The organism is Paraburkholderia sp. WS6 (assembly GCF_030464835.1).
GTDB lineage: Bacteria > Pseudomonadota > Gammaproteobacteria > Burkholderiales > Burkholderiaceae > Paraburkholderia > Paraburkholderia madseniana.
In genome coordinates this window covers 1-26,002 of record NZ_JALQCK010000026.1, presented here as the reverse complement: position 1 = coordinate 26,002, position 26,002 = coordinate 1, and the positions used below count along the sequence as shown (strand labels likewise).

The window sequence follows — 26,002 nt, the reverse complement described above, 5'->3', positions numbered from 1 at the left end:
ACAGCAATGACCACGAAGGGTACGATTCTGGTAACGGGCGGTGCAGGGTTTATCGGCTCGCACACATGTGTCGAACTGCTCAACGGCGGTTACGACGTCGTGGTAATCGACAATCTCGTGAACAGCAACCGCGAATCGCTGCGGCGCGTGGAGAAAATCACCGGCAAGGCCGTGAGCTTCTACGAAGCCGACGCGCGCGACGAAGCGGCGCTCAACCGTATTTTCGACGCACACCCGATCACCGGCGCGATTCACTTTGCCGCGCTGAAGGCGGTGGGCGAATCGGTCGCCAAGCCGATCGAGTACTACAGCAATAACGTCGGCAGTTTGCTGACGCTGCTCGGCGTGATGCGCGATCGCAACGTGAAGCAGTTCGTGTTCAGTTCATCGGCAACGGTGTATGGCGTGCCGAAGAGCTCGCCGATCGATGAATCGTTTCCGCTGTCGGCGACCAATCCTTATGGGCAGTCGAAGCTGATCGCCGAGCAGGTTCTGCGTGATCTGGAAGTGGCAGATGCTTCCTGGCGGATCGCGACGCTGCGCTATTTCAATCCGGTTGGCGCGCATGAGAGCGGGTTGATTGGCGAGGATCCGGCCGGTATTCCGAATAACCTGATGCCGTATGTGGCGCAGGTTGCTGTCGGCAAGCTGGAAAAGCTGCGGGTGTTCGGTGGCGACTATGAGACGCCGGATGGCACCGGAGTGCGGGACTATATCCACGTTGTTGACCTGGCGCGTGGGCATCTGGCGGCGCTGGATACGCTGGTTAAGCGTGATGCCAGTTTTGTGGTGAATCTCGGGACTGGGCAGGGGTATAGCGTGATCGACGTCGTCAAGGCGTTCGAGAAGGCTTCGGGGCGCCCTGTGCCTTATGAGATCGTGGCGCGGCGACCGGGTGATGTAGCTTCGTGTTTTGCGGATCCGGCGGCGGCGTTGGATGTACTCGGCTGGCGCGCGGAGTTTGGGATCGAGAGGATGTGTGCCGATCACTGGCGGTGGCAGGCGGCGAATCCGCACGGATTCGCCTGAGTCGATTTCGCCTGAGTCGATCAAAGCTCGGCGGCGGCGCGCTCTTGCAGTTGTCATGCAAAGCGCACGGGGCGTGCCGCCCTTCTTGAGCACGGGCGTGACTCAATGCTTTGTCTTATGCTTGCGCTAAGATGGGCATCTACAAAAATAAAACCGAGGGAGGAAGTGAGACCATGAACATTCATCCAGTGATTCTTTGCGGCGGAAGCGGTACCCGACTTTGGCCGATGTCGCGAGGCGGATACCCGAAGCAGTACCTCAGATTGACCGGCGAAAACACGTTGGTTCAACAAACTGTATTGCGCCTGCGCGGCATCAGGAACGTTGCGGCTCCCATCGTCGTCACGAACAATGACCAGCGCTTTCTGGTCGCTGAACAGTTGCGACAGGTGGATATTGCACCGGCATCGATCGTACTGGAGCCTGTCAGCCGTAACACCGCGCCAGCCATTGCGGTTGCCGCGCTGGCAGCGATGCGCGAATCCGCGGAATCCATCCTGCTCGTTCTGCCGTCGGATCACGTCATTACCGGCGAGGCGGCGTTCGTCGAGGCAGCCGAAGCCGCGGCCGAGATCGCCAACGACGGTTATCTGGTCACCTTCGGCATTGCACCCACTGCGCCGCACACCGGTTATGGCTACATCCGTGCGGGTGCGCAGCTTGAAGGAGACACCCATGCGTTCGCGGTGGACGCATTCGTCGAAAAGCCGGATGAGACCACGGCGCAGCGTTTCCTTCGTGAAGGAGGTTACTTCTGGAACAGCGGCATGTTCATGCTGCGGGCTTCGACCTTCATGGAAGAACTGCGCCTTTACGAGCCAGAAATCGCTGCACAGGCAGAACTTGCGCTCGACGGGGCGCAGCTCGACAACGACTTCACGCGTCTCGACGCTAAAGCCTTCGCCGCCTGCCCGAACATTTCGATCGACCACGCCGTGATGGAGAAAACAAAACGCGCAGCGGTCATTGCCACAACGAACCTCGGTTGGAACGATATCGGCTCGTGGACTGCGCTTGCTGACATTGCAGAACACGATGCCCAGGGCAATTCACTTCTCGGCGACGTCCTCACCGAAGCGATGAGCAATTCATATGTGCGCGCGGAGCATCGACTGGTAGCCGCCATCGGTCTCGACAATGTCGTCATCATCGAGACCGCTGACGCCGTACTGGTCGCCAATCGGGACCAGGTGCAGGACGTCAGGAAAATCGTTGCCCAGTTAAATGCGGCGGGCCGCCACGAGTCAGTCACGCATCGTCGCGTGGCACGTCCCTGGGGCTCATACGAAGGCATCGACGGCGGCGATCGTTTCCAGGTGAAACGCATCGTGGTCCGCCCTGGCGCGCAGTTAAGCCTGCAAATGCATCATCACCGTGCCGAGCACTGGGTCGTCGTGAAGGGCACGGCACTCGTCACGAACGGTGACAACGAGATCATCCTGACAGAGAACCAGTCGACCTATATTCCACTTGGAATCACGCACCGCCTGAAGAACCCGGGCAAGATCCCGCTCGAATTAATCGAAGTGCAATCCGGCGCCTATCTCGGCGAAGACGACATTGTGCGATTCGAAGATACATATGGGCGGGCGGAAAAGGCATAACGCCCATAAGAATCTGACAACTCAATAAGGCGTTGTCACATCAAGGTGTTCGCGTCGTAGTAGTGCGATGGATGGAGCTTTCCTTAAACGCGGGACGGATTCTGGGTAAGCCCGGTGAAACGATGCCACGCAGCAAAGCGTTCGCCGGGTTGTTTGCGCTGGAGGCTCAATTGAAGCCGGAAATACCCGCGAACGGCGCAACTGATGATGGCGCCCGGGAATCGATGGCGATAGTACAGTGACGTGGTTGTCTTCATCGCATCACGCTACCGGCGCGAAACATGTGAAGTGAGCACGTGCGCCCTCGCGGATGAAGCAAATCCGGAACGCATGATTTTCCCACGTTCTGGATTATGGGTGACGTCGTTCCTGTCACAGCTACTGACCCACAGGATTGCCCGCGAAACGTTGCTCGTCCACCGCGATCATCTTTGGAGGCTCGCGGTGGATGGCGACAATCATGATGGCAATGCGACCAGCCATGCAACTTGACGCTAGCCATCGGGGCGCTATCCATCAAGGGCGTCGCATCCAAGTCCGTCACTTCGGTTCAGATCCCGGGACGCGCAGGAGCGGCGCCATAGGTGGACGATCGTGAAAGGTGCACCGTTGGTACTGAAAATGAGGATGCGGCGAGCGCATGAGATGGGTCGGCGTGCGAATGACGCAGAAGGGAAACTCGGGAAGAGATGGGCAGAAGAAACCCGTGCGGCGAGCCGCCCACACCGTCCCGGGTGTGGGCGCAAAGCGGATGGCAAACTACAGCCTATTTTTTAGGTTCGTCAGCCATCGCGCGACGACAACCAGCGGCTGGACATCATCAAGGAATACGACAAGACATTCTGGATAGCGCGGCGGCAGGCAGTTTCGAGCCGGTCGCGCCCGTAGTCCTTGCCCATGCGCAGCACCGCCCAGGCGGGTGCGATAGGCTTGTTGCGGGTGCTTGCGAGCGCCCAGCAGATGCTGAATGACGGCCGCCGTGTGCGGACCGATGTCGGCCGCCCAGTTACGCAGCCGCTCCGGATCCCAGCCCTTGGCGACAGCCAGGTGCTCCGGCGGCATGTGCACGTCGATCGTGGTGTGGTACCGACGGCGAGCGCTTTTGCCGTGAGCGGCAATGCGCTGGCCGCGATGGAAGATCTCGACGGTGTTGGCTATGTGACGCATGTCGACCTGTTCGCGCGCATAGCGGTACGGGGCACCGAGTAGTAGTGCTGGTCGAGCTCAACGTGATAGTCCGACGCGTGCGACCTGCCACTCCGCGTACTGATAGCGCCGCTCGGGCAGCGGCCTGAGTGCGGGACAATCGATCTCGTCGAAGACGCTGCGGCGGGAGCCGGGCAATTTCTTGAAGGACCGGTTGTTCAGATCGCTCAGCAACGCGGCGACCGCCCGGTTGGCCTCGTCCAGGCTGGGCGGTGACAATTGTCTTGGCCGGCGACGACGATAGGTCCGATCGGCTCGGCGTCTGGCAGGCGCACTTCGAGCATATGATCGCAGCACGACTGAAACTCTCTTCAGGTAGTACTTTTCCTACACGGTGATAACCAGATCGGTGTACTTGGACAGATGGCCGTCCGAAGTCACCAAACGTAACGGTTCCGACAGAGCCTGTGCGACTAGAAGCCGGTCGAACGGATCGCGATGAATGTCCGGCAGATCGCGAACCATCGCCGCATGAACCGCCCGCACGGGCAACTCCGAAAAGCCGCTCGCTTCGATCTCGGACACCAGCAAGTTCACGTCCACGTCGAGCTTGTCAAGCCCTGCCTTGATCGACGCCTCCCAAATACTGGCGCTACTGACGAAAACATCGTCCGCGTCCAGTATCAGCTTGCGTGCCGCTTTGGTCAGCTTGCGGTCGTCCGTGACCGACCAGAGGAAAACATGCGTATCGAGAAGCAGTCGCATCAACGGCCCTCGAATGCTGCGATGACGTCATCGGGTAGCGGCGCATCGAAGTCTTCCGCGATCCGAACCTTGCCTTTCAGCCCGCCGAACCGGCGCACCACCTTGGCCCGCTCCATCGGGACCAGGCGCGCAGCCGGTTTGCCGGCCTTGGCAATCACAATTTCCTCGCCGCTGGCTGCGGCATCGACCAGGCGCGAAAACTGCGTCTTCGCTTCATGAATATTGACCGTTTGCATAACTGCTCCTAGTGGACTAAGCCCACTTTAGTCCACATTGTTCCAATGGTCAATACGTTCCGGTATCCAGCACGCAAGGGATGTGCGCCGACGAGTCGGCGTAACTCACTCATGCCAAACGGCCGTGGGCCTGCAGCAGGCGGCCAGTTTTGGCCGATCGCGACTTATCCTGAAAGCGGTCGCCCGGCCTCTACGGGGGGTATGACATTGCACTGAACCGGAGTTTTGGCACAAAAAGGGAGTTCGGATAACCAGGTTAGCGCCGCGGGTGACGCGACACCTCAGGTGTCGCGTCGAGCTTCATCCGCCCGACCATGGGCGCAGGACGGTACTGCCATGAAGTCAAACCGTTTCTTCAGCATGGCAGGCCCCGCCCTGACCAAGATGAAAGCGGGCTATCGGCGCCTGTCAGGATCCCACAGTCAGTTCAGTATCGTGAGCCCCGGAATGGCCTCATCGCGTACGCGGCCGCCAGTCAGCGCATGGCACACCGCACCCGTCGTGGTACCGAGCGCGTGGGCCGCCTTCCGCAAGCTGCCGCGATGCTCTGTAAGCGCGGCCATTACTATGGCCTCCGTGAGTACCGGAATCGCGAGAAGCGTGTTGTCGTGTACCAGCGCCCCGCCAGGCGCTCGCGTATGTCGCGACCGCGGTGCGGCTTCTCTCGGGAACCGGCTTAGGATTGGCAGCAACCCGAGCTTGTTGATCCACACGACGAATTCACGCCAGTGCCTCAGTCTCTCGGCGACTGCTTGTTCCGGCAGGCCTTCGGTTGACCAGCGGGACCTCAGATAGTGAAGATGCTTGCTCTTGAGGTTCCACGGGGTTTCGGGCGTGAAGCCACCCGCGCGCAGAACCCGAAACCCTTCGAGCAGAACGGCAACTCTCCGACATTGCGCTTCGGCCGGAACCGCGTAACAGCGGCCTGTTCGCACATCTAGCGAAGAATCAATTCTATTTCTGACGAGTTTGCGGAACTCCCGCTTGAATACGGCCGGCAGGGTGCTGCATGTGATCACATATCGGTAGTCGTAGACGGCTTGCATGCTGTTTTCCCTTGAATGAGAAATTGGGCGGTCGACGCCGCGTGAGACGCCGACCCATGAGCGGTGCGCGCAGGATGCGGCGCCACCCGGTTAGGTTGTGTGCGCTGTTTATCAGGCCGCGCGCGCCGTTCACTATGGATATGGCCAGCCGTCGCTCCATGCCGACGTCCGGTAAGACAGCGCGCAGTTGGCCGCAAGGGACCCGCAGATCCTCAAGAGGACGGTGGCGGGATGCACGCAGACACGCGGGGGGAGAGGAAACAGGAGACGGCCTATACGGCGGACAGCACAAAGCTAGCCGCAGATGACGTCACAAAAATGAAGTAGGAAGAACGGGCGAACGCCCTCTCCGTCAGGCCGGCTCAAGAAAAACGCGGCGGCTGTGGCGGTTAAAGTCGATGCGTCGAAGACGCTGAGCAGCAGTGTAAATTCTGAATGGCGGGTGCGGCAAGCACGCGTACTTTACAGCGCAATGCTATGCTACTTGCACCATAACAGTGGGACAGTGGGAGAATAACCATGGACATCGGGTTGCCGGTATTGGGCATCGGATTGATGATGATGGGAATTCACTGGTCGATGAAACGAGGCCTCCGTGAAGAGCGAGAACGGCGCATTGCCGGCATACAGTGTGCCGCCACGGCACATGCCCCTGGGCTGCATTGCCCGCACTGCGGGCACAAAATCGATGATGCAGATTTCAAGCATCAGCCCACGTCATTTGTACCGCCATCGCGGCGAGATTCGCCCTATTTCCGGCGCGGTCGCAGAGCGACCTGAGTACTCCGTCGATGTAGCTATCGCAGCGGGTACCCGCGAGACCTCTGGACGATTCTTGGGGAGACGTCTCCGGCGTGTGAGCGCGGCTTGACCCGTCGCTCTGTAGCGTTTCTCCGGAAAGGCTCCTGATCCGCACTCTGACCCAAGAGTCTGGAAGCTGTTCCCACAGTCTTCTACTCCCAAGAATGCTCGCGAGCGCGCGAGTTTGCTGCCTCCATTCCGACTCCGGAATCTGCGTCATTGCACATCGCGCCTTACTGAACGAGAGCGGCGGGTTATCTCCTTCCGCAGACGATCTTTAGTGACCACAGCGATATTCCACGCTACCCTCTAGCGCCCGCTCCATTCCCATGATTTAATAACTTTTACAGGTATTGCCGTGCGACATGCACCGTTCGCTCACGTCACGAGCATCGACAACCACACCCTCTGTTTCAGGGGGTTTGGGGGAGTTTTCCCCTAATTTTTTGCAATACGCTTGTCAGCCCATGCTGGCATTCTCACTTCTGCAATCATAGGTCGAAGCGCGAAAACCGAGCCAGCCCGGAACCGCTCGACGCTTCACGGCTACATTTGACGCGTCGACAAATAAGTGTTCCGCGAGATGCTCGGAAACATTCATTGCTTGACTCAAGGTTCCAAGCGAACCTTGCCAAACAGAGGAGGTTCGCGGCTTCGCCAACAGCCAATGTTAGCTGTTCGCAATCCTTCGCTTCGATACCAACTATAGCCACGCTGTTGAACTGGCTTTTCTCAACGCGATTCGGCGTTGAGATCAGCAAGCCATCTAACTTGACTGCACGGCATCAATATCCGGCCGACTCTTTAAACTATTCAAGTTAAATTCCTTTAGCCGCCTCCCATACGCCGCGCACAACGCTGCCTATGGCTCCAGCCTGGTTACCGCGCCAAGCACGGCGGCCAATGCGAAACTCTGATGCAGGGTCACGCATTCATCACATATGGCCCGCCTCGCGCCAGTTCATGCTGCGTGAGGAATAGTCAACCGACCTCCTGTCCGTTAGTAGCTAAAGCTAACGGAACCCGCGAGCGTCTCAAACGCCGACTTCGGCACTCAACAAGCTCAAAAGGCAGGTGTCTTATGGCACCTGGAAGCAACGCGTTTTCGCGCCTGTCGCTCACTCAGCAGCGATAGCGTCCTTTCCGGGCATCCATCCCCCCATGACTTGCAAACCGAAGGGCTCTATCCGTAACGGATCCCCAAGCTCAACGCCTCACCCGCCCTTCCACCTCTTATCACGAACACCTCCAACGCACGCGCCCGGCCCCTTCGCGACCCCAGTCCGCCGGCACGTTATTGACGACATCGCATGACGATGAAGATAAGTCACGAACTGATCGTGACCGGGGCCCGTTCGCGCATCCCGCACACGCGAACGTAAGTTTTCTTGCGGACCTACAAGGAGGCTAAAGCGATGGGCATGATGTCACAAGCAATACACAGTGCAGCAGTCAGTAGCAAAAAGGCAGGCGGAAGCTATGGGACGCAGCAGAACAGACGTTTTGATACGACCGGTCTTCTGCGCTTCGCGAGGCAAGTCGGGGAACTACACGCTTCAATTGGCCAACTGCCAACATGGGTAATTCATGCCTACGCCCAGTACTGCATGGCGCAGGGAAAGGCTGCCGGCACTCTGGCAAACATTTTTTCGGCAATCCGGGTAACGTCCGGGACCGCGGGACGCGATATCGACGAAGCGTGCGGCAACAGGAGACTCCGTTTGACACGAAGGGTGCGCAAAGGCACAAAGCGCGCTCAAACCGCCAGCGAAATTCAGGAGCTACTAGCGAGAGCGAGGCGCACAGACATTGGACTGATGCACCTGATCTCGCTTGCGCTGCACCTTGGCCTACGACGTAAAGAGGCATTGATGTGCCCACGCGATCTGCAGATGTGGCTTGACGCGCTCATGCGTGGCGAGAGCAGCATTCCGCTCATGAGAGGCGCGAAAAACGCGAGACCAAGAGACGTGCGAATAGTCCAGAGCAAACGAGAGGATACGATCGCGTCAATCAGGTCAGCCTTGACCTATTGTCAAGAGCACGATTTCGAGCTGATCACTGGTAGCGGAAAAACGCTCAAGTCCTCGATGAACCGACTAAAAGCGCTACTTCGTCGCGCAGGGATGGTCGGCCAGGTAAGTTTCCACTCTCTCCGCTATACGTATGCGCTAGAGGCCGCTTCCGAAATGCTGGACTCCGGCATCGCACCATATGAGGTACTGGTCCAACTCAGCGAATCGATGGGCCACGGACCGACTCGCACCCAGATGATTCTCGAACACTATTGCCAGCCTATCAAAATCAGGTTCGAAGGTCATATTTCCCTTCCCCAGGACGAAGCTCACAGACGGCGCCCTGCAAATAAGCTCCCCCGCGCTACTGCACGCCAGGAGGCCAAGCTTCGACACAGCGCCCTTAGCGGTTATCCCGTTGGCCGATCGAATCTCGGGTCCACACCGCATGATTCACGTCCGAAGAGCTGAGAACGGCTCGAATTCTAGCTAGCGCATCCAACCAAGACCATGGAGTTTCAATATGCAGGAATCCGCACTTAAAAATCAGGCAATGCATTGCATCGACAGAATTGGATGCAATAGCACCATGAGCACTATCATGCTGGACGCGTGGCTGTCGCTCGAGCGATTTCTCGCCCAGTGCGGCAAACTTCCCCCTCGACTCGAAGATATTGACGCAGCGGCATTGGCCAGCTTCGTGGAGCGGCAATCGTCGGAATGCATAAACGTCGAACTATTGTTGATGAACCTAGTTGGGATCAGGATGATCTTGCTGGAATCAGGTTGCGCCATAGAACAGCTCGCGCCATTGAGTGTGCGCGTAAAGCGACAACGACTCGCCAACGATAAGAACGGCAATTACCGCTTCGTGAAGACACTCGCCGCGGCGGTGCGATGACTCGTGGCAACCCGCCATCTATCGCCTCGATCAATCGTTAAAGCGTCGCAAGGGGGCCGCAGGCCTTCTTGTGGCCGCATATTGGCGGGCTCTGCACCAAATCAACGTCAGGAAACAGGGACCAAGCATGTCGACTCGACGCTTCGCCGGCCAACGCCCGGATATTTCCGGAAAGCCACAACACGCAGGAACCGAAACGACTACCACCACCAACCGGCTTTCAATAAGGTCGGGGCAGCATAGTCCAATGGCTCTACGACATTTTCCTGAGCCACTTATGTGCATCCCGCGCGGATATATGATCTCACTCCACGATGCCCTTTTGGAACGTGACACTTAGTGGGCATCTGGCCACGCTCGATGCGATGGTCAAGCGCGATGCCAGTTTTGTTGTGAATCTTGGGACGGGCAACGGGTATAGCGTTATCAATCTCGTGAAGGCGTTCGAGAAGGCTTTCGGGCGACCTGTGCCCAATAAAATTTTGGCTCGTCGGCCGGGCGACGTGGCTTCGTGTTTTGTCGACCCGGCGGTGGTTTTGAACCTGATCGGCTGACAGGCGGAATTTGGAATCGAGCGGATGAACGCGGATCACTGGCGCTGGCAATCGGCGAATCCGCAGGGGTTCAAGGGCTAATTTTTGCGTTGGGCCGCAGCGCTGTCTGTTTGCCTATGGCAAACAGACAGCCAGGCACCGGGCAGGCGATCGGATCAAGAAGCCGCAAGCGCAACCGGCGCGCCAGCCAACCTGGCGGCGCCCGCCGCATACCCCTGCGGTTTCGCCAGAGCATCAGTAACCCTGAATACCGCCACGGCATCCCTCAAAACGGCAGCCTGCTCCTCAAGCGACTTAGCCGCGGCAGCAGCTTCTTCGACAAGCGCAGCGTTGTGCTGCGTGACCTCGTCGATCTGGGTGATCGCTTTGTTCACCTGCTCAATCCCGTCGCTTTGCTCCAGCGCTGCTGCCTCGATCTCTCCCATGATGCCTGTCACGCGTTCGACCGATTGCATCGCCTCATTCATCGTCCGGCCCGCCTCCGCCACCAGCGATGCGCCTTGCTCCACCTGAGCCGCCGAGTCGCCGATTAATGCCTTGATCTCCTTGGCCGCCGATCCGGAACGCTGGGCGAGGCTGCGTACTTCCGAGGCCACCACTGCGAACCCGCGCCCCTGCTCGCCGGCCCGCGCCGCTTCCACCGCCGCGTTCAAAGCCAGAATGTTGGTCTGAAAGGCGATCCCCTCGATCATGCCGATGATCTCGGCCACCTTGCGCGATGACTCGGTGATGCCGTCCATCGTTTGGGTGACGCGTGACACCACGGTGCCGCCGCGCGTCACCGTATCCAGCGCGCCATGAGCGAGCCGATTCGCCTGCTTCGCGTTGTCCGCGTTCTGCTTCACCGTCGCCGAGAGCTGCTCCATGCTCGCCGCGGTTTGCTGAAGTGCTGCCGCCTGCTGCTCGGTGCGCGACGACAAATCCGCATTGCCCGACGCGATCTCGTTCGCGCCTTGCGTAATCGCTGCCGTGCTGCCACGCACCTTCGCCACCGTCTCGACTAGGCCGTCGCGCATCTTCGTCAGCGCGCTCAACAACTGGCCCATTTCGTTGCGCGACTTGCTTTTGATTGCGATCGTCAGATCGCCCGCGGCAATGCACTCGAAGTGCTTGATGGTTGCATTGACCGGCTTGATCACCGCCGCCGACAAACCAACCCGCGCCATCACGCCGATCACGATAGAAATCGCGCCGATCCCCGCGAATAGCAACGTCGCAAGTTGGAAACGCTGCGCTGCCGTCTCGGCCTGCTTACGCTGGCTGTCCGTCTGCAAGCGCTGCAGCGCGTCGATGGATTTCGAATAGATCGCGTAGAAGGCGTTCGCCGTTTCGCCCTGGATGTTGCGGAAGGTATTGAAGTCGAAGTCGGTCAGCGCCTTGAATTCAGGCTCGATCGCCTTATCGACGAGCGCGCTGCGCGCCTGCTCGACGTTCTGCGCGAGCTTCTTCTCTTCCTCGCTTGCGAACGGGCCGGCCATGTAATTGGCGAAGTCATTGTTCGACTCGACCAGCACCTTATGCGCGGCCGGCAACAGGTCGTCGGTTTGCTTGCCGACGCTGAAGAGCGTCTGATAGGAGCCGAGCGCGAGTTGCACCTGCAGCAGCTTCTCGGAGCTCGCCTTCAGGTGCGACAGCGCCACGGCGCTGTGCTGCGTTTCGTCGAGGCTGCTATTCGCGAGCTTGAGCGCGCCGTAGCCGACACCGATCACGGTCAGCAGGAAAACGACGAATACGCTGATCACTAGCGTCAGGCCGCCACGAATGGTGATGTTGTTAAGCATTGGGTCTCCGGAACGTCTCATTGATCGGCGGCGAACCCCGTGATGCGTCGGCGATCGTCTTTTTTCGCCGGCAACTTACACTTCACCGCATCCATGTTAACGACCTTCTGGAGACCTCGTTAAATAGGTGGAATCCATGACAGGCAAGACTTTGCGGACGATTAAAGCTTCACTATCTGGGATTTTCCGCGTGTTCGGCGCAAGCGCTGCTTTTCAGGACGCCATGCGTTTCGTTTGTATAATTCGGCGTCTTCGCTCAGGCCCACTTTCATGCTTAGTTTTGCGCTCGGCTTCCTCGTTTCACTGCTGATCACGCTGTTGATCGTGCGCTATGCGCATTTGCATGAAAAATTCTCGACCGATACGGATCTGGCCGGTGTGCAGAAATTCCATGTGCGCCCGGTGCCGCGCATTGGCGGGGCCGGGATTCTGGTCGGGCTGATCGTGTCCGCCGTGCAGTTGCATCATGCGTATCCCGCCGTATCGGGCGGCATCCTGGGGCTGATCGCGTGCGGCATGCCGGCGTTCGGTTCGGGATTGGTCGAGGATCTGACCAAGCGGGTCTCGCCGCTCGCGCGGCTCGTCTGCACGATGGCGGCCGCCGCCCTCGCCTACTTCCTGCTGAATATCGCCGTGACGCGCATCAGCGTGCCGCCGCTCGACTTCCTGCTCACATATGCGGTGATCTCCTGTGCGGTCACCGTGCTGGCCGTCGCGGCGCTCGCCAACGCGATCAATATCATCGACGGCTTCAATGGCCTCGCGTCGATGGTCGCGTTCATGATGTTCGCTTCGCTCGCTTATGTGGCGTTCCAGGTGTCCGATCCGATCGTGCTGTCGGCGTCGTTCATGATGATGGGCGCGGTGCTCGGCTTCTTCATCTGGAATTTCCCTGCGGGGCTGATTTTTCTTGGGGACGGTGGCGCGTATTTCATCGGCTTCATGCTCGCCGAGCTGTCGATCATGCTGGTGATGCGCAATCGCGATGTGTCGGCGTGGTATCCGGTGCTGCTTTTTATGTATCCGATCTTCGAGACCTGCTTCTCGATCTACCGGAAGAAGTTCATCCGTGGGATGTCGCCGGGGATTCCCGACGGCGTGCATCTGCATATGCTGGTTTATAAGCGGTTGATGCGCTGGGCGGTCGGCGCCAGAACGGCGCGCGAGCTGACCCGGCGGAACTCGCTCACCTCGCCGTATCTCTGGCTGCTCTGTCTGATCGCAGTCGTGCCGGCGACGTTGTTCTGGCGGCATACGCTGCATCTGTTCTGTTTTGTGGTGGTGTTCGCGGCGACTTATGTGTGGCTTTATATGAGCATCGTGCGGTTCAAGTCGCCGAGGTGGATGGTGGTGAGGAAGCGAGGCGGTGATCGCAGGTAGCACGCCCGGCAGAAATCGCCCCAGCATGCTTACCCGCAGTTAGTGTCTTCCGAAGGCTCACCTTCGCCGAGATCGGGGGCGCGACTTCAGAGTCGCCACCCTGACTAGCTGGCAGCAACAGCACTTTGAAGCGGTCCCGAACTCAGATCAGGGCAGACAATTCGTATCACCCTTGACCGCGTGCGCGACCTTCCTGAATGCGTTGCCGGTGTTCTACGAGGGCTTGTGGTCGCATGTCTGCATGCCGCAGAATCTCGTCGGCGACCGTGCGCACAGGCAAGCGCCCCGTTCCAGTATGTGCAAAACGCTTCTGGCATGTCCTCAGATGCCTGTAAAGTTCGCCACGCTCAAGCAATGCGGCGGGAAGTGTCGGATCCACCGTTCCTGCTTCGTGCGAAAACACGCCGAGACCTTCGACGTTCCACAGTCGCGGCGGGAGCAACCCCCTGAGAAACCGCACCTTTGCCGCATTCTGCTTCATCGGCGATGTGCGCGCGAGTCGCTGTCCGTCAATCGCCGCGAGCATCAGCTTATCGTCGGTTTCACCACGTGTGACAGCGCCAGCCCAATGCTTTGTTTCGATAACGAATATTCCGAACGGCGTGATCACCAGATGATCTATCTCGGCGGTCGGAAAGGCGCTCCCCGGCGCGTGAATAAGAATGAGGCCATCGAATACCAACCAGTCATCGCCGCACAAGCGTGCGAGATGCCTGTGCAGATCGCCTGAAATCCGCCTCTCCCCTTCCTCGCCGGGCGCCATCGGCGGAAACGTCCCTGCTATGGGGGCTCTGTCATCCAAAAAGCACTTACTGTTGCAGCTCAGATACGCCCACAGCAACAAGGCGCCGAGCGCAATTAGTTGTAACAGCATACTGGTTTCTCCTGTGTTGATATCGGTAAAACCAGCGTATGCAGTCCTTTGCGAAGTCAAGGATCACGTGAGAATCCGAATGCCAGAAGGAAGCTGCTTTTCTAATGGAGTATCTTCGGTGAAGGCCTGAGACAAGGCGCGCGTCGTCGTACCAAGCGCACGCGCCGCCTTTTGCAGATTGCCGCGATGCTCCGTCAACGCCGACAGGACGTTGTCATATGTGAGCACGGGGATAGCCGGGCCGCCGCGGGCTGGCACAACGGCGGCCACAGCGGGTGATTTGTCGCCGTACGGCGCCTGCGCTCGCACAGTCGAATTGAGCAGCGCAAGGAGTGTGCGCTTTCTGATCCAAAGCAGAAACTCGCGCCAATGTACGAGTTTGGCCTGATCGTACCAGGTTGCATCTTGCGCCGACCATCGGGCAATGAGATAGCTTAAATGCTTGCCCTGGAAATTCCATGGCGTTTGCAGGGCAAAGCCACCAGCGCGCAACGCCTCAAAGCCATCCATCAGTTCCGCCACGCGACGACATTGTGTTTCGGGCGAGACCGGGTAATTCGCACCTGTTCGCCGATCATATTTCCAGTTGACTTTTCGCCTGACAAGCTTGCGAAATTCGCGCTTGAATTCGCCCGGCAAACTGCTGCAGGCAATAACGTATCGGTAATCATAGACAACTTGCATACCAATTTTCCTTTTTTTTAACCGGTGAAAGATCACTGCGGCGCAACGCGCCGGCTTTTTCGGGGGCGCGTCGTTTATCAGGCTGCGTGCGCCATCGACGAAAGGAAGATGCGAGCTGCGAAACCGGCGAGGCTCACAAGGTGGACCTAGCAGTCTGGTTTGCTGCGTATTATTTAATCCATGGCAGACGGAGCCGACACACGCACGTGTGATGCGATCACAGCCTGCAGCCTGCGTCTCCACCATCGCTTGCGTCGCCGACGCGCTCAACGCGGCGTCAGCCCGAGGCCTCGTCGCCTACTAGAATTAGGCATAGAGTCTTTTAGCAAACTGGTATTTTCCGCTTTTGTCATTGACAAGCCGTTCGCGTCTCACGCGAACGCTAAGCTGTGTCAACTCGTTGTGGGAGAAACCTGACTCGAGCAAAATCAACCTGACGCAGGTGAGCTCCAACAGTAGCGATTCCACGTCCGGATTCCCCTCTGAACGAGTTTCGATGAAGCGCGCAACCGAAGCTACGTTCAGGTCTTCTAACCGCTTCGGAATTTCAGAAAATCGAGCAGTAAATTGTTCAATTGCAAGCCAAACGGTATTCGTGATAGTGCGCATTGTGTCGTTGAATCCGATTCGTTCGGCGCAATATCTCACTTGATGAATCAATAGAGAATCTGACATAGAAATACTTCAGGATTTGATAAGACACTTCTCGACCGAAGTGCGGCCGTGGAGTGCTGTCTCATCGTCTGCGGGGCCAGCGCGGCCAATCGGATAGCCACTTAGCGCGCTATGTCGGCGCTTCGCCACTTGACGGGCTGCTGCTCGCGGCAATTCGGCCGGTGGGCGGCGCTCATCTTTGACGTTGTACCGCGATATTTGACCTTCAAATTTGTCCCTGATGGACTGGCAGTAGTGTCCAAGGATCATCTGGGCGCGTGTTGGACCGTGGCCGAGCGATTCGCTTAGTTGGACTAGGACATCATACGGGGGTACTCCAGCTTCCAGCAGCTCCAGCGCACTCTTGAGCGCATAGGTATAGCGAAGAGAATGGAAGCTTGTAGGACCGGTGACGCCGGCACGCCGCAGCAGTGCCTTCAGGCGATTCATCGCCGATTTGAGAGTTTTGCCATTGCCCGTGATCAATTCCAAGTTATGCTCGCGACAGTAAGCGAGTGCAGACCGGACCGATTCAGTTGTCTGCGCTCGCTCGCTTTCGATGACTCGTACTTGCCGGGGTCTTGCATTTTTAGAACCACGCATTAGCGAAATCGTGGAATCGCCACGCTCGAGTGCATCAAGCCACATCCTTAGATCAGGCGGGCACATCAACGCTTCTTTACGCCGTAGGCCCAGATGAAGTGCGAGCGAAATCATGTGGGTTAGCCCATGGTCAATCCTCTTTGCTCGCACGAACAACGCCTCAATTTCCCTCGGGGTCATGGCCCGCTTTGTTCCTTTCCTTACTCGCCGAACCAGTTGCAGCTCCTTATTGCTGCAGACGGCATCAATGTTCCGACCGGCATAGCGCGACGTGACTCGAATAGCCGCGAATATATTTGCCAGCGTGCCCGTAGCTTTGCCCTGCGCTGCGCAGTATTGGGCATACGCATGAATTTCCCATGCTGGAATCTCGCTGATCGACGAATGTAACTCGCCAACCTGTCTGGCGAAGCGCAAAAGACCTGTCGTATCAAACCGCCTATTCTGTTGTGTTGCAAAGCTACCGCCCGCCTTTTTGCTGCTCACTGCTGAATCGTGTATGGCTTTTGACATCATGCTCATCGCCTACCTCCAAAGTCCGACCCGCGTCTCAACCCATGTTCGCGCGCGGGATACGCGAACACGCCTCCGGTCACGAATGGCTCGTGACACATCTGGACATCGTTGGATGTCTAAAAAAGCGCGCTGGGCGGAGGTTGCCCACACGCATATGCAAGGGTTGTCGAGGTAATGGGAAGGGCCGGGTGACGCGTTGAGCTGTGGGATCCGTTATCGGATAGGCCCTTGAGTGGAAAGGTTTCGGAACGGGGTGGATGCCCACAGCGAGATACGGCCTCAGGTAAAGTTGACGTGAGGCGCACTATCTGATGATGAATGAACTCAAGGTCAGTTTGACGGATGCTCCGCTGAGATGCCTGAGGAAAGCTGGGCTTGTTCGCCGTCGTGAAAACGCCGGTAGCGCGGGGGGGCGTTGTGAAAACAGCAATTAGTCTATTGTGAAATAGTCACGCAACCAGTCGCTTTCACGTCGGATTACAAAACCGCGTGACAGCACTTGGCACGGACAGGTAATGAGTATTGGCCAGGTGGCCGACTGGCCTGGACGATACTTCTCTCTGTTGGGTACAGCTCGCGCTTTGCCCATTGGCATTTCTCCCATGCGATACGCCGTCAGCTCGCCGCAACGCATAGTTGGCAGCCATCATAAGATGGCGCGCATAGACTCTGGCGCATCGCAACGAGGACTCACTATGCGGCAGGATTGCCGCGGTACCGCTGAGGAAGGCGCGGCAACGCGACCATTGATCGGTCTGACACCGCTGCCTTCCTCCTGCATGGCTGCGCCGCAGCGGTATTGACCAACTGCGGCGCACAAGTTCATAAGCTTTGAATAGCAAAGCAGCGATGCCCAACAACGAGAAGTGCTATCGACAAAAAACAAAGTGCGGCAGGTTCAACAAGGGACTTCCCGCTCAGAGCGGGAGTGGTTGCAACTTCAAGGCAGGCTCCAATTAAAGCAATCGCACTAAGCATGTGTGCAAATCGCCCGTTAAGTTCCCGCTGACCAGCGGACTGAGAAAAGAGGCGCTTGACGTTAAAAAGCGTCTCGCGACGAACAGCGGCATTGAAATCGATGAAATACCCGCGCCCAGAATCATGCTTTATCGCGAATCGAACGCTTCCGTATTCAGCAATAAATGATTTTCGTCGGTCGAATTGATCAAGGATCTCTATTAGCGATATTAAACGTGCCGGCAACGTCACCTGCGCTGATTCTGGGCTCAGTAAAGCACGATCAGCAAGTACAGTCCCATCTTCATAGGACACGACAACACCTATTAATTTCATGGCTACTCCACTATTAAATGATTGATGGTTTTCTTCGTAAGGCCAATCGCCCGATGACGATGAATGATCCGAAAAAAAGCGTTTTTCCAGAAGAGGCTGCCACCTTCCGGTGGTCAAAAAAGCAGTGAGAATCTCGACAATCTCAAGCCGGTTTCCGAGTCCAGATCAGCGTCAGACGCTGATGGGCGAGAGAAAAGGCCTTCCGTGAATCGTACGATTCGTTCCAGTCGATGCGTTGAAAACGCGGTGTGTAAGGTGACTATAGCGCCCCTACGCACTACGTTCCACGCAGAAAGCTAAGGAAAAGAGGGGGTCTTTTCCTCGTCCAACGAAATAGCAGGTGCCGTTCACCGCGTGCTCGTGTTACGGCGGCCGAACCATCATCAGGCGTCTCACCCGGCCCGCAGTCTAGCGGCCATACGGGTTTTGCTGGTTTCACGTGAGTGCCCGAAACGTCTGCGCCGCATTGACTGGGACTTCCAGCCCCCTCATTCCCGGCCATTTACTAATCAATAGTTGGCAATTTCAGCTTTTCCCCCAATCCGCACAGCGCGATTGCAAATGCGCGGAGATGCTGTCGGAATCAAGATATTGGGAATGGGTCTCGCGATAGCGCTTTAACCTAGTTCGCATGAAATGGTGCAGCTCAGCCGCTTGCAGGATGGTTTCCGGCAACGCGGGATCAAGCACACAGTGCGAGGCAGAAAATACGGCGATGCTTTCAACGGGGCAATTGTATGCGCCAAGTATCACGCGCAGGTGTCGCAGTGCTGGCTTTGCCCTGCGTAATGGAGATGTCTGCACGGAAACAACGCCAGGCCTTTCATGCAAAAGAAGCTCGTCAGCATTCATTGAGCTCTTGACCATGCCCATCCAGTCGTATCGATCGATGGCAAACGCGCCGTACGCGGAGACAGCAAGACAATCTATCCATGTTACGGGATTGCGCGTGCCCGGCGCGTGCTCCAACACAACTCCACGGCGGACAACGAACGCACTGTCGGTCATCGCCTTGAGCACCGATGCAACATGTTTTGCTAATGGAGAACATAGCCGACGTCGCTGCGCCATCCATCCGGCGCGTTCATAATCCAGCCGCCTGGAATCCATGCCTAGACCCTCGAAGCACGCAGCAATGTTGAAGGCCTCGTTGCCCGCTGAAGGAAGCTGCACCTTAACCTTTTCCATCTGTTCTCCTTTCGCTCGCTGCTGTTTTCGATACCTTGAGCTTGCCTTGTGCAGCTGGAAGTCAAGGTAACGGCGCAACAAAAAGGAGATCTGGAGCCTCGTAGCCATTGGTCGGGTTACCTGGCACCAAGAGCACGGCTGTGACGCGCGGGAACTCAAACTTAAGTCCAACGGAGAGCAGGAACGTGACGCCCGCGAAGAGGGGGGGGTTGGGGCGAATCGACGGGAGGATTGCGACCAGGGCAGTGCTCAGAAGCAGAGCTTCAACGGAGACGTCACGCCTCCGAATACAACTCCTGAGCGAGAAAATCTCGACGATCATCCCGCCTTGAGGGGGAGCGCTGACTGGCCGCTGGGACGAGGTCGCTCCATATCCGGACGGTGTTGATGCGCGAGGTCTTTCAAAGGCTGGACCCTGATGCCCGCTGCCTAGGCGATGCGCCGTGTGCAGCGTGTCAGGTAGCGGAAAACCGAGGAGCCGCGGTCTTGAAGCAGGGATGATTGCTCAACAGACGGTTGATCTCGATGCGCTCGGAGGTAACAGTAATTTTTTTCAGAGCACTGCGAATGGCGAACTCCAATTCCCGACGATATTGGAAGAGGAAGTCTGCATGGTCGCACTCGATAATGAGTCGTTTAGTTCCTCTTCCCCGCCTGATGCGCACACGAGAAAGATCAGATGGCCGGACATTCTCGTTATTAAACTCCCGAAGGACGGTTTCGGCCGTCGTCCCCATCCCCTTCATTTTTAAATAAATGCTCTGAGCGCGCTGGAGCAGTACTTGCCTGCCCCAATCTTTGTCAAGCGCAAGGAGTTTCCGTCCGACGGCAAAAGTCAGTTCAGTCTCGGCGAAAAGAACCGGCAGACTGTCCCGGAGCGCTTTGATGTACACGGCGTCGCGTATGTTCTTTCGGGAAATATTGAGCGCACGGGAGCAACCGCTGTAACTGGTCCATTCCCCTTTGGCGACACCGAGATGATATCGGTCGGAGATGTTCCTGGGTAAGTCTAGCGTGCTTTTCGGGATTCGATTCACAGACTCGCGGGACCAGCGCAATGCTTGCTTCGACGCGGACACTTGCCCTTTTACCATCGCAAGCACCGCCCTACTTGGAAACTTGTTGCCAGCGGCAACATGCCGCCCAATTCGCTGACCCACGATTTCAAGGCCATCCCGCGCTATAACCTCGCGCATAACCCGCACCGAATAAGGGGTTATCTCAGCAGGCTTTTCGAACAACTCGATCAACCCATCTGGCAATTCAGCTAACTTAAGTGCCAACGACAGTTCCGCCTGACTGACACCCAGTGCGTTCAATGCGTCCGCCTGCGTCGTCCACTTCCCCTCGGCAAGTCCATTTTCATAGAGAAACTCAATAGTGCAGCAACTGCGCTTTTTGAATGATCGAAGCAGTCCATTATGGGTCATAGTCATATCTCACATTTGGGCTGGTGTCGCAGTCTTCCGCAGCCACCGTATCAACGATACGCGATTTTGCGCGCGAATGGCGACGGAATGGAATGCAAAACGTATCGTCTTTCGAAAAAAGAAAGGACGATAAACAGCTATAAAGAATCGTCACGCATTCATGGGCGTCCCGGGCGGAGGCACGACCGGCGGGCAGCGATGAACGGCGCGGCCCGTCTGTCACGAAAAAGGATCACGCACGTCTGGACCTCATCCCGACGACTCCGAATAGATTTTTTCTGACGGCACTCGGTTTGCTACCTTTCGCCCGAGGCGAGCGTCTCGCGTCGCGTAGCCGCTCCGCAGGCATACTGCGCTCGCACGACACTGCCGCCTTCCCCTGTTGCGATGTGAAGCTCATCGTCTACGATGCTGCCTTTCGCCTCACACTCCGGCAATCTGGAGAGGGTGTCGGTGGTTACGCTTGACGCGTTCATCTTCGTTGTCTTTTTGGAAGATCGGCCGTAACGTACCGGTGGTATTCGAAAGAAGACGCATTTTGCGAAATTCCCATTCACAGCTCATGCGCACAATTTTCGCAACGTGACGTCGGATCGAGTGAAGCCCCCCTGCAGCTCAATAGGTTCGCCTGAAAGCGGGTCGACCTTTTACACGATCGATGGCATCGCCTTGTTCTGATTGACAAAACAGGGCGATTTGCGAAAAACGGATTGACTGAACATGCGCACGAATTTCGCAAACCCGCGTCGCGCGAGCCGCTCGTGACATGTACAAGTCGCGGCCTTAGGGCCCGGCATCAGCGCGACCGGATGTACCGCTACGGCAGCTCTCCTGCACCTGAACCCGCATCCTCGCCAAACCGATGCCCCTTGCATCGCAAGCTGCGGCGCCCCGTATTCACACCCAACTGCACGATCAGGAACTGGCAATTGATGCGAATACCTGAATCAGGTCTGACATCACTCCTCCGTCTCAATCGTCGGCCGCCCGCCGCGTTGCGCCCGGCGGGTGCCTGTCACCGGACGGCAACCAGTACGCAGGCGTTCGCCCATTGCACGAAGGACGAAATGCCGGTATTTCTCGCAGCGGGTGCGCTCGCGCCTCACGCGAAGGAAGTGATGGAACTCACTTAACTTGAGCCGTGAGGTCGAAACACCGAATCCGACCTTGCACATTTCGTTGTCGATAAGCAGCGATCGCCGTGTACCTCGTCTACTCCCAGGGAGCAGCGGGAGCATGGCAAGCGCTTGAGCCGGTCTTTTCTGTCGTGGCGAATCGACGATAGGTGCGCTCTGCGCTTCTTCGGCCTCGGGCGTCTGCCTCTCGGATAAGCGCCGCCGCGTTTAACGTGTTAAAGCCTGTGGCGCTACCGGTCGACTGACTGCATCTCCTTGTTTTTCTTGATAAAACGGCGTGATTTGCGAAAAGCGGTTTGACTGCTCAAGCGCGCGAATTTCGCAAATCCGCGTCTCGCGCGCCGCTCGTAACATGTGCAATTCGCGGTTCTACGGCCCGGCACTAGCGCAACCGGATCGACCGCTACGGCAGGTCCCCTGCATCTAAACCCGCATGCTCGCCAAACCGATGCCGCTTGCATCGCAAGCCGCGGCGCCCCGTCTTCCCACTCAATTGCACGATCGGGGAACGGCAATTGCTGCAAATACCCGAAACGGGTCTGACATCACTTCCCTTTCTCAATCGTGCGCCGCCCGCCGCGTTGCGCCGGGCTGGTGCCTGTCACTAGACGGCAACCAGTACGCAGGCGTTCGCCCATGGCACGAAGGTCGAAATACTGGTATCTCTGGCGGGCCCGCTCGCGCCTCACGCGAAGGCAGTAATGGAACTCACTTAACTTGAGCAGTGAGGTCGGGACGCCGAATCCGACCTCGCTCATTTCATTGTCGATAATCGCGATCGTTTTCAATCGGACAGCGGAATTCGGCTAGCAGCAAACTCTGGAAGTGAACGGCGGGCGCGGCGTATGTAAGGGGACAGGGATGCGTCTGCGATCTTCCCGTTTCGTCACGACGTGCAATCTGTCTACATCCAAGCCCCACGACACGTGCCCCGACCATTGGACATGTGTAATGACAAACACACCAAAGTCGGTCAAGACAACGCAGTCGGCCCTGATCATTGGGCCCGCGAACCCGCTTAACGTAAGCACGGTCAGCTCTTCGTGCAAGGAGTAGCACTCCCCCAAGTAGCGGAGCGAGCACGGCATGCAGCTTTCGCGAAAATCGACAAACTTCTGGCGATGTTCCGCCACTGCGGGCTCTTTCGCGTATCGATTCGGATATCCGAGGATTGCCTGAACCGGGATAAAAACGCGCGCGGGATGATGCACGCATGCGCGAAATCGTTGAGTCACGGGGGACTCCTTTTGGCCGCATTCGTCGTAGGCTTCGGTTCTGACACATTTGTGTGCCAGCGGTATTCATCGTAGCGTCAATTCACGCGACGAGGCTCGGCAATGGTGACGATGTTGATAGGCCTTTCAACGAAGCCGGCGGGGCGACAGTTGTCCGTCGGTCGCGCAAAGCCGAGGTTCCGCTGAAGATCGAAGGTTCGTGCCTGATCTAGTGCGCGTCAAACCTCGCCCCTTCAGAAGGGCGGGGAAGGATAGCGCGGACGGCATAGCCGTCCTTTGGGGTGCTCAGTGCGGCGTTCGCTGTTGCTCGATGTACTGACGGATCACTGCAATGGGAGCGCCTCCGCAGCTACCGGCGAAATAGGATGGCGACCAAAGCGCACCTCCCCACAATTTGCGCCGGATGCTCGGGTAGCTCTTCTTTCGGATCATGCGGCTCGAAACGCCCTTCAGGCTGTTCACCAGCGCCGATACGGCGACCTTGGGCGGATAGTTCACCACCAGGTGCACATGGTCGTCCTCGCCGTCGAACTCGACTAGCTCGGCCTCGAAGTCGGCGCACACGCTCGCGAGCACAACGCGCATATCGTCGAGGATATCTTTCGTGAAGACGCCACGCCTGTACTTGGTGACAAAGACCAAATGCACGTGGATCAAGAAAACGCAGTGGCGTCCGTATCGAATGTCGTTGTCGGTACTCATAGACCAAATTATAATCGCGACTATGGAACGACTCCAAGCCTTCAAATTCGAGCTTATGCCGACCGTCGAGCAGGCGCGCAAGATGCGCCAGTTCGCCGGCGCACGCCGGTTTGTCTATAACAGGGCTTTGGCGTTGCAGCAGGAGAATCGCGAGGCTGGCGGGAAGTTCATCGGCTACGTCGGCATGGCGAAGCGGCTCACCGAATGGCGCAATGGCCTTGAGACGCCGTGGCTGAAGGATGCTCCGGTCCATACCCAGCAGCACGCACTGAAGGATCTGGACCGCGCATTCGTCAATTTCTTCGAGAAGCGCGCCGACTACCCGTGTTTCAAGCGTAAAGGTATGGGCGATAGCTTCCGCTATCCAGACCCGAAGCAGATGAAGCTAGACCGCGAGAACGGCCGCATTTCTCTGCCGAAACTCGGGTATATGCGCTACCGCAACAGCCGTATGGTGCTCGGCGAGGTTCGCAGCGCGACGGTATCGCATCGCGCCGGTAAGTGGTACGTGTCGATCCTCACGAGGCGCGAGGTCGAACAGCCGATTCCGCACGGCCCGGTGGTCGGCATCGACGTCGGCGTGGCCCGCTTCGCGACTCTGAGCGACGGCACATTCATCGCCCCGCTCGCCAGCTTCAAAAAGCACGAACAGCGGCTCGCGAAGTATCAGCGGCGCATGGCGCGTAAGGTCAAGGGCTCGTCGAACTGGAAAAAGGCGAAGGCCCGCGTGCAGCGCATCCATGCTCGTATCTCGAACGCCCGCTCGGACTTCCTGCACAAAGCCTCAAACGAGATCAGCAAAAGCCACGCAATGATCGCCGTCGAGGACATGCAGGTACGCAACATGAGCAAGTCGGCAAGCGGTACGGCCGACGCGCCGGGACGCAATATCCGCGCAAAATCGGGCCTCAATAAGTCGATTCTCGACCAGGGGTGGTTCGAATTCCGCCGCCAGCTGGAGTACAAAACGGCGTGGCGCGGCGGATTCTTTGTCGCCGTCCCGCCGCAGAACACGAGCCGCACGTGCCCGTCATGCGGGCATATTTCGGCCGACAACCGTCGCACGCAGGCGCTGTTCGCGTGCGTGCGCTGCAGCCACGAAGCGAACGCCGATCACGTCGGCGCGATCAATGTTTTAGAGCGCGGACAGCGCTTGTTAGCCTGTGGAGAGACGGCGCAGTGGGGCCGCTCGAAGAAGCAGGAACCCGCCGAAGTGACTCGGGCCATCGCGGCCTAAGCACCGTAGAATCCCCGTCCTCTTCAGAAGGGCGGGGAGGACGTCAAGCAATCTGCTCCTCGTCAGCATGCTGGCGGCAGCGACTCATCATGCGACGGCCCCGCATGACGGTCAGGACGCGCATGAGACAGGCGGTGAGAAATACTGCCATTCCGGCGAACTTGAAAAGTGTGAGATAGCGGACGGGTTCCTTGAAGCGATCGGGCATCACCGCAGGCACCCGCGATTCGGCTGCAATGCCTGGAGCTTTGGACTGCAACGGGGACACGGCGCCATGACGGCTGCTTCGCGCATCGGGCGAAGGGTGGCAAGGCAAAACGCTGCCATGCAGATAAGAACGCGCGAAATCCTGCCAGGTATGTTGGCCGAAGCTACAACGGTGGCTTGTAGACAAGCAGACCATTGCGGCAATGAAGATAAATGAGCGGCAAATCGTGGGGGCCAGACGATGTTGTCGCAAGATTTGCGGACCGGCAGCCTCGCAACTGATCAGCGCGTGGTCAACGATTTCCCAGGAGGCTCGATGATGCCGACGCGATGAAGGCTGACGCCGCTATCCAACGGTAGCTTTCACCGGTTGAAGCCGCCCCGCAACAGCGCACAGTGATCATCACGCGGGATTACCGTCCCGGGAGGCAACGATCTCATTTAGGCCGGACGCTCCGAGGCTTGAATCTGGGAATTGTTTAGCGGACAACGTTCCAGGCTATAACGCGTTACGGCGACTTTGGGATAAAGAGGGCGATTTTCGGCGTCTTTCGCCCCGCTACCGTAACTGAATTCTGCAACGCGAGTCGGCTTGGGGTTCTTCGATCAGTTGATGACACGCCGCAACTTCGGGTTGAGCACAGAGCAAGCGGAGGGCCAAGAGTCCGATATTGGCAAAGTTCGACCACCGCTCTAGAGCTCAGAGCAGCTGCCCCGTAGCCGACGCCGATCACGGTCAGCAGAAAAGCAACGAATACGCTGATCACTAGCGTCAGGCTGCCACGAATGGTGATGTTGTTAACCAATGGGTCTCCGGAACGTCTTAATTGATCGGCGGCGAACCCCGCGATGCGCCGGCGACCGTCTTTTTCGCCTGCAACTTACACTTCGCCGCATCCAGGTTAACGGCCTTCCGGAGACCTCGTTAAATAGTCGGTCCTGAACAATCTGTTTTGCCGGCCACCGGCGTTACGGCAATGGGACT

Annotated in this window: 20 protein-coding genes and 3 pseudogenes; 7 read left to right on the top strand and 16 right to left on the bottom strand. The window is 57.8% G+C overall.

The window, feature by feature from the left end; all coding sequences use genetic code 11:
• Nucleotides 1-6 precede the first annotated feature (6 nt).
• Nucleotides 7-1,029 carry a UDP-glucose 4-epimerase GalE gene (gene galE, locus M0D64_RS27240; protein WP_266260007.1) on the top strand — a complete coding sequence of 341 codons (1,023 nt, stop codon included), beginning with the start codon at nucleotides 7-9 and terminating at the stop codon, nucleotides 1,027-1,029.
• Between the two features lie 173 nt (nucleotides 1,030-1,202).
• A complete protein-coding gene (locus M0D64_RS27235) occupies nucleotides 1,203-2,633 on the top strand; it encodes a mannose-1-phosphate guanylyltransferase/mannose-6-phosphate isomerase (protein WP_266260006.1) in 1,431 nt (476 codons plus the stop codon).
• 158 nt (nucleotides 2,634-2,791) lie between these two features.
• Here M0D64_RS27235 and M0D64_RS27230 read toward each other — a convergent pair.
• The 5 genes and pseudogenes from M0D64_RS27230 to M0D64_RS27210 form a co-directional block, all read right to left on the bottom strand.
• A pseudogene (locus M0D64_RS27230) lies at nucleotides 2,792-2,890 on the bottom strand (IS6 family transposase); the annotation flags it as partial.
• Between the two features lie 585 nt (nucleotides 2,891-3,475).
• Nucleotides 3,476-4,046: pseudogene (locus M0D64_RS27225) on the bottom strand (IS21 family transposase); the annotation flags it as partial.
• 120 nt (nucleotides 4,047-4,166) lie between these two features.
• Nucleotides 4,167-4,544 carry a type II toxin-antitoxin system VapC family toxin gene (locus tag M0D64_RS27220; protein WP_266260004.1) on the bottom strand — a complete coding sequence of 126 codons (378 nt, stop codon included), beginning with the start codon at nucleotides 4,542-4,544 and terminating at the stop codon, nucleotides 4,167-4,169.
• Nucleotides 4,544-4,780 (bottom strand): type II toxin-antitoxin system Phd/YefM family antitoxin, encoded by a 237-nt coding sequence (locus tag M0D64_RS27215; RefSeq protein WP_154560309.1) that lies wholly within the window; start codon nucleotides 4,778-4,780, stop codon nucleotides 4,544-4,546. Before M0D64_RS27215 ends, M0D64_RS27220 begins: the two co-directional genes overlap by 1 nt.
• Before the next feature lie 422 nt (nucleotides 4,781-5,202).
• Complete coding sequence (locus M0D64_RS27210) at nucleotides 5,203-5,826, bottom strand: hypothetical protein (RefSeq protein WP_171926796.1); 624 nt, start codon at nucleotides 5,824-5,826, stop codon at nucleotides 5,203-5,205.
• A 2,216-nt stretch (nucleotides 5,827-8,042) separates the two neighbouring features.
• On the opposite strand from M0D64_RS27210, the gene M0D64_RS27205 reads away from it, so the two are divergent.
• The 3 genes and pseudogenes from M0D64_RS27205 to M0D64_RS27195 all read left to right on the top strand — a co-directional run.
• Nucleotides 8,043-9,113 (top strand): integrase domain-containing protein, encoded by a 1,071-nt coding sequence (locus M0D64_RS27205; RefSeq protein WP_308102512.1) that lies wholly within the window; start codon nucleotides 8,043-8,045, stop codon nucleotides 9,111-9,113.
• Between the two features lie 52 nt (nucleotides 9,114-9,165).
• Complete coding sequence (locus M0D64_RS27200) at nucleotides 9,166-9,543, top strand: hypothetical protein (protein WP_171926798.1); 378 nt, start codon at nucleotides 9,166-9,168, stop codon at nucleotides 9,541-9,543.
• Nucleotides 9,544-9,884: 341 nt separating this feature from the next.
• Nucleotides 9,885-10,178, top strand: a pseudogene (locus M0D64_RS27195) (UDP-glucose 4-epimerase); the annotation flags it as partial.
• A gap of 74 nt (nucleotides 10,179-10,252) precedes the next feature.
• Here M0D64_RS27195 and M0D64_RS27190 read toward each other — a convergent pair.
• Nucleotides 10,253-11,878 (bottom strand): methyl-accepting chemotaxis protein, encoded by a 1,626-nt coding sequence (locus M0D64_RS27190; protein WP_266260003.1) that lies wholly within the window; start codon nucleotides 11,876-11,878, stop codon nucleotides 10,253-10,255.
• 270 nt (nucleotides 11,879-12,148) lie between these two features.
• On the opposite strand from M0D64_RS27190, the gene M0D64_RS27185 reads away from it, so the two are divergent.
• On the top strand, nucleotides 12,149-13,258 hold the full coding sequence (locus M0D64_RS27185) for a glycosyltransferase (RefSeq protein ID WP_266260002.1): 1,110 nt from the start codon (nucleotides 12,149-12,151) through the stop codon (nucleotides 13,256-13,258).
• Nucleotides 13,259-13,424: 166 nt separating this feature from the next.
• Here M0D64_RS27185 and M0D64_RS27180 read toward each other — a convergent pair whose 3' ends face one another.
• From M0D64_RS27180 to tnpA, 9 genes are all read right to left on the bottom strand, one after another.
• A complete protein-coding gene (locus M0D64_RS27180) occupies nucleotides 13,425-14,192 on the bottom strand; it encodes a nuclease-related domain-containing protein (protein ID WP_266260001.1) in 768 nt (255 codons plus the stop codon).
• Between the two features lie 3 nt (nucleotides 14,193-14,195).
• On the bottom strand, nucleotides 14,196-14,816 hold the full coding sequence (locus tag M0D64_RS27175; protein WP_266259999.1) for a hypothetical protein: 621 nt from the start codon (nucleotides 14,814-14,816) through the stop codon (nucleotides 14,196-14,198).
• Nucleotides 14,817-15,122: 306 nt separating this feature from the next.
• Nucleotides 15,123-15,491 (bottom strand): hypothetical protein, encoded by a 369-nt coding sequence (locus tag M0D64_RS27170; protein ID WP_266259998.1) that lies wholly within the window; start codon nucleotides 15,489-15,491, stop codon nucleotides 15,123-15,125.
• A gap of 9 nt (nucleotides 15,492-15,500) precedes the next feature.
• Nucleotides 15,501-16,595, bottom strand: a complete 1,095-nt coding sequence (locus tag M0D64_RS27165) for an integrase domain-containing protein (RefSeq protein WP_266259997.1) — start codon at nucleotides 16,593-16,595, stop codon at nucleotides 15,501-15,503.
• Nucleotides 16,596-17,411: 816 nt separating this feature from the next.
• Nucleotides 17,412-17,882: a hypothetical protein gene (locus M0D64_RS27160; RefSeq protein WP_266259996.1), complete on the bottom strand. Its 471-nt coding sequence runs from the start codon at nucleotides 17,880-17,882 to the stop codon at nucleotides 17,412-17,414.
• Between the two features lie 525 nt (nucleotides 17,883-18,407).
• Nucleotides 18,408-19,070, bottom strand: coding sequence for an NERD domain-containing protein (locus tag M0D64_RS27155; RefSeq protein ID WP_063494978.1), 663 nt, complete (start codon nucleotides 19,068-19,070; stop codon nucleotides 18,408-18,410).
• Nucleotides 19,071-19,525: 455 nt separating this feature from the next.
• Complete coding sequence (locus M0D64_RS27150; protein WP_266259995.1) at nucleotides 19,526-20,500, bottom strand: hypothetical protein; 975 nt, start codon at nucleotides 20,498-20,500, stop codon at nucleotides 19,526-19,528.
• 1,681 nt (nucleotides 20,501-22,181) lie between these two features.
• Entirely contained in the window at nucleotides 22,182-22,424 is a 243-nt protein-coding gene (locus M0D64_RS27145; RefSeq protein WP_266259994.1) for a hypothetical protein, read from the bottom strand.
• A 732-nt stretch (nucleotides 22,425-23,156) separates the two neighbouring features.
• Nucleotides 23,157-23,573, bottom strand: a complete 417-nt coding sequence (gene tnpA, locus M0D64_RS27140) for an IS200/IS605 family transposase (RefSeq protein ID WP_266259992.1) — start codon at nucleotides 23,571-23,573, stop codon at nucleotides 23,157-23,159.
• Between the two features lie 22 nt (nucleotides 23,574-23,595).
• On the opposite strand from tnpA, the gene M0D64_RS27135 reads away from it, so the two are divergent.
• Entirely contained in the window at nucleotides 23,596-24,810 is a 1,215-nt protein-coding gene (locus M0D64_RS27135; RefSeq protein WP_266259990.1) for a transposase, read from the top strand.
• 43 nt (nucleotides 24,811-24,853) lie between these two features.
• Here the strand turns inward: M0D64_RS27135 and M0D64_RS27130 are convergent, their stop codons facing one another.
• Nucleotides 24,854-25,270, bottom strand: a complete 417-nt coding sequence (locus tag M0D64_RS27130) for a hypothetical protein (RefSeq protein ID WP_266259989.1) — start codon at nucleotides 25,268-25,270, stop codon at nucleotides 24,854-24,856.
• Between the last annotated feature and the right edge of the window lie 732 nt (nucleotides 25,271-26,002).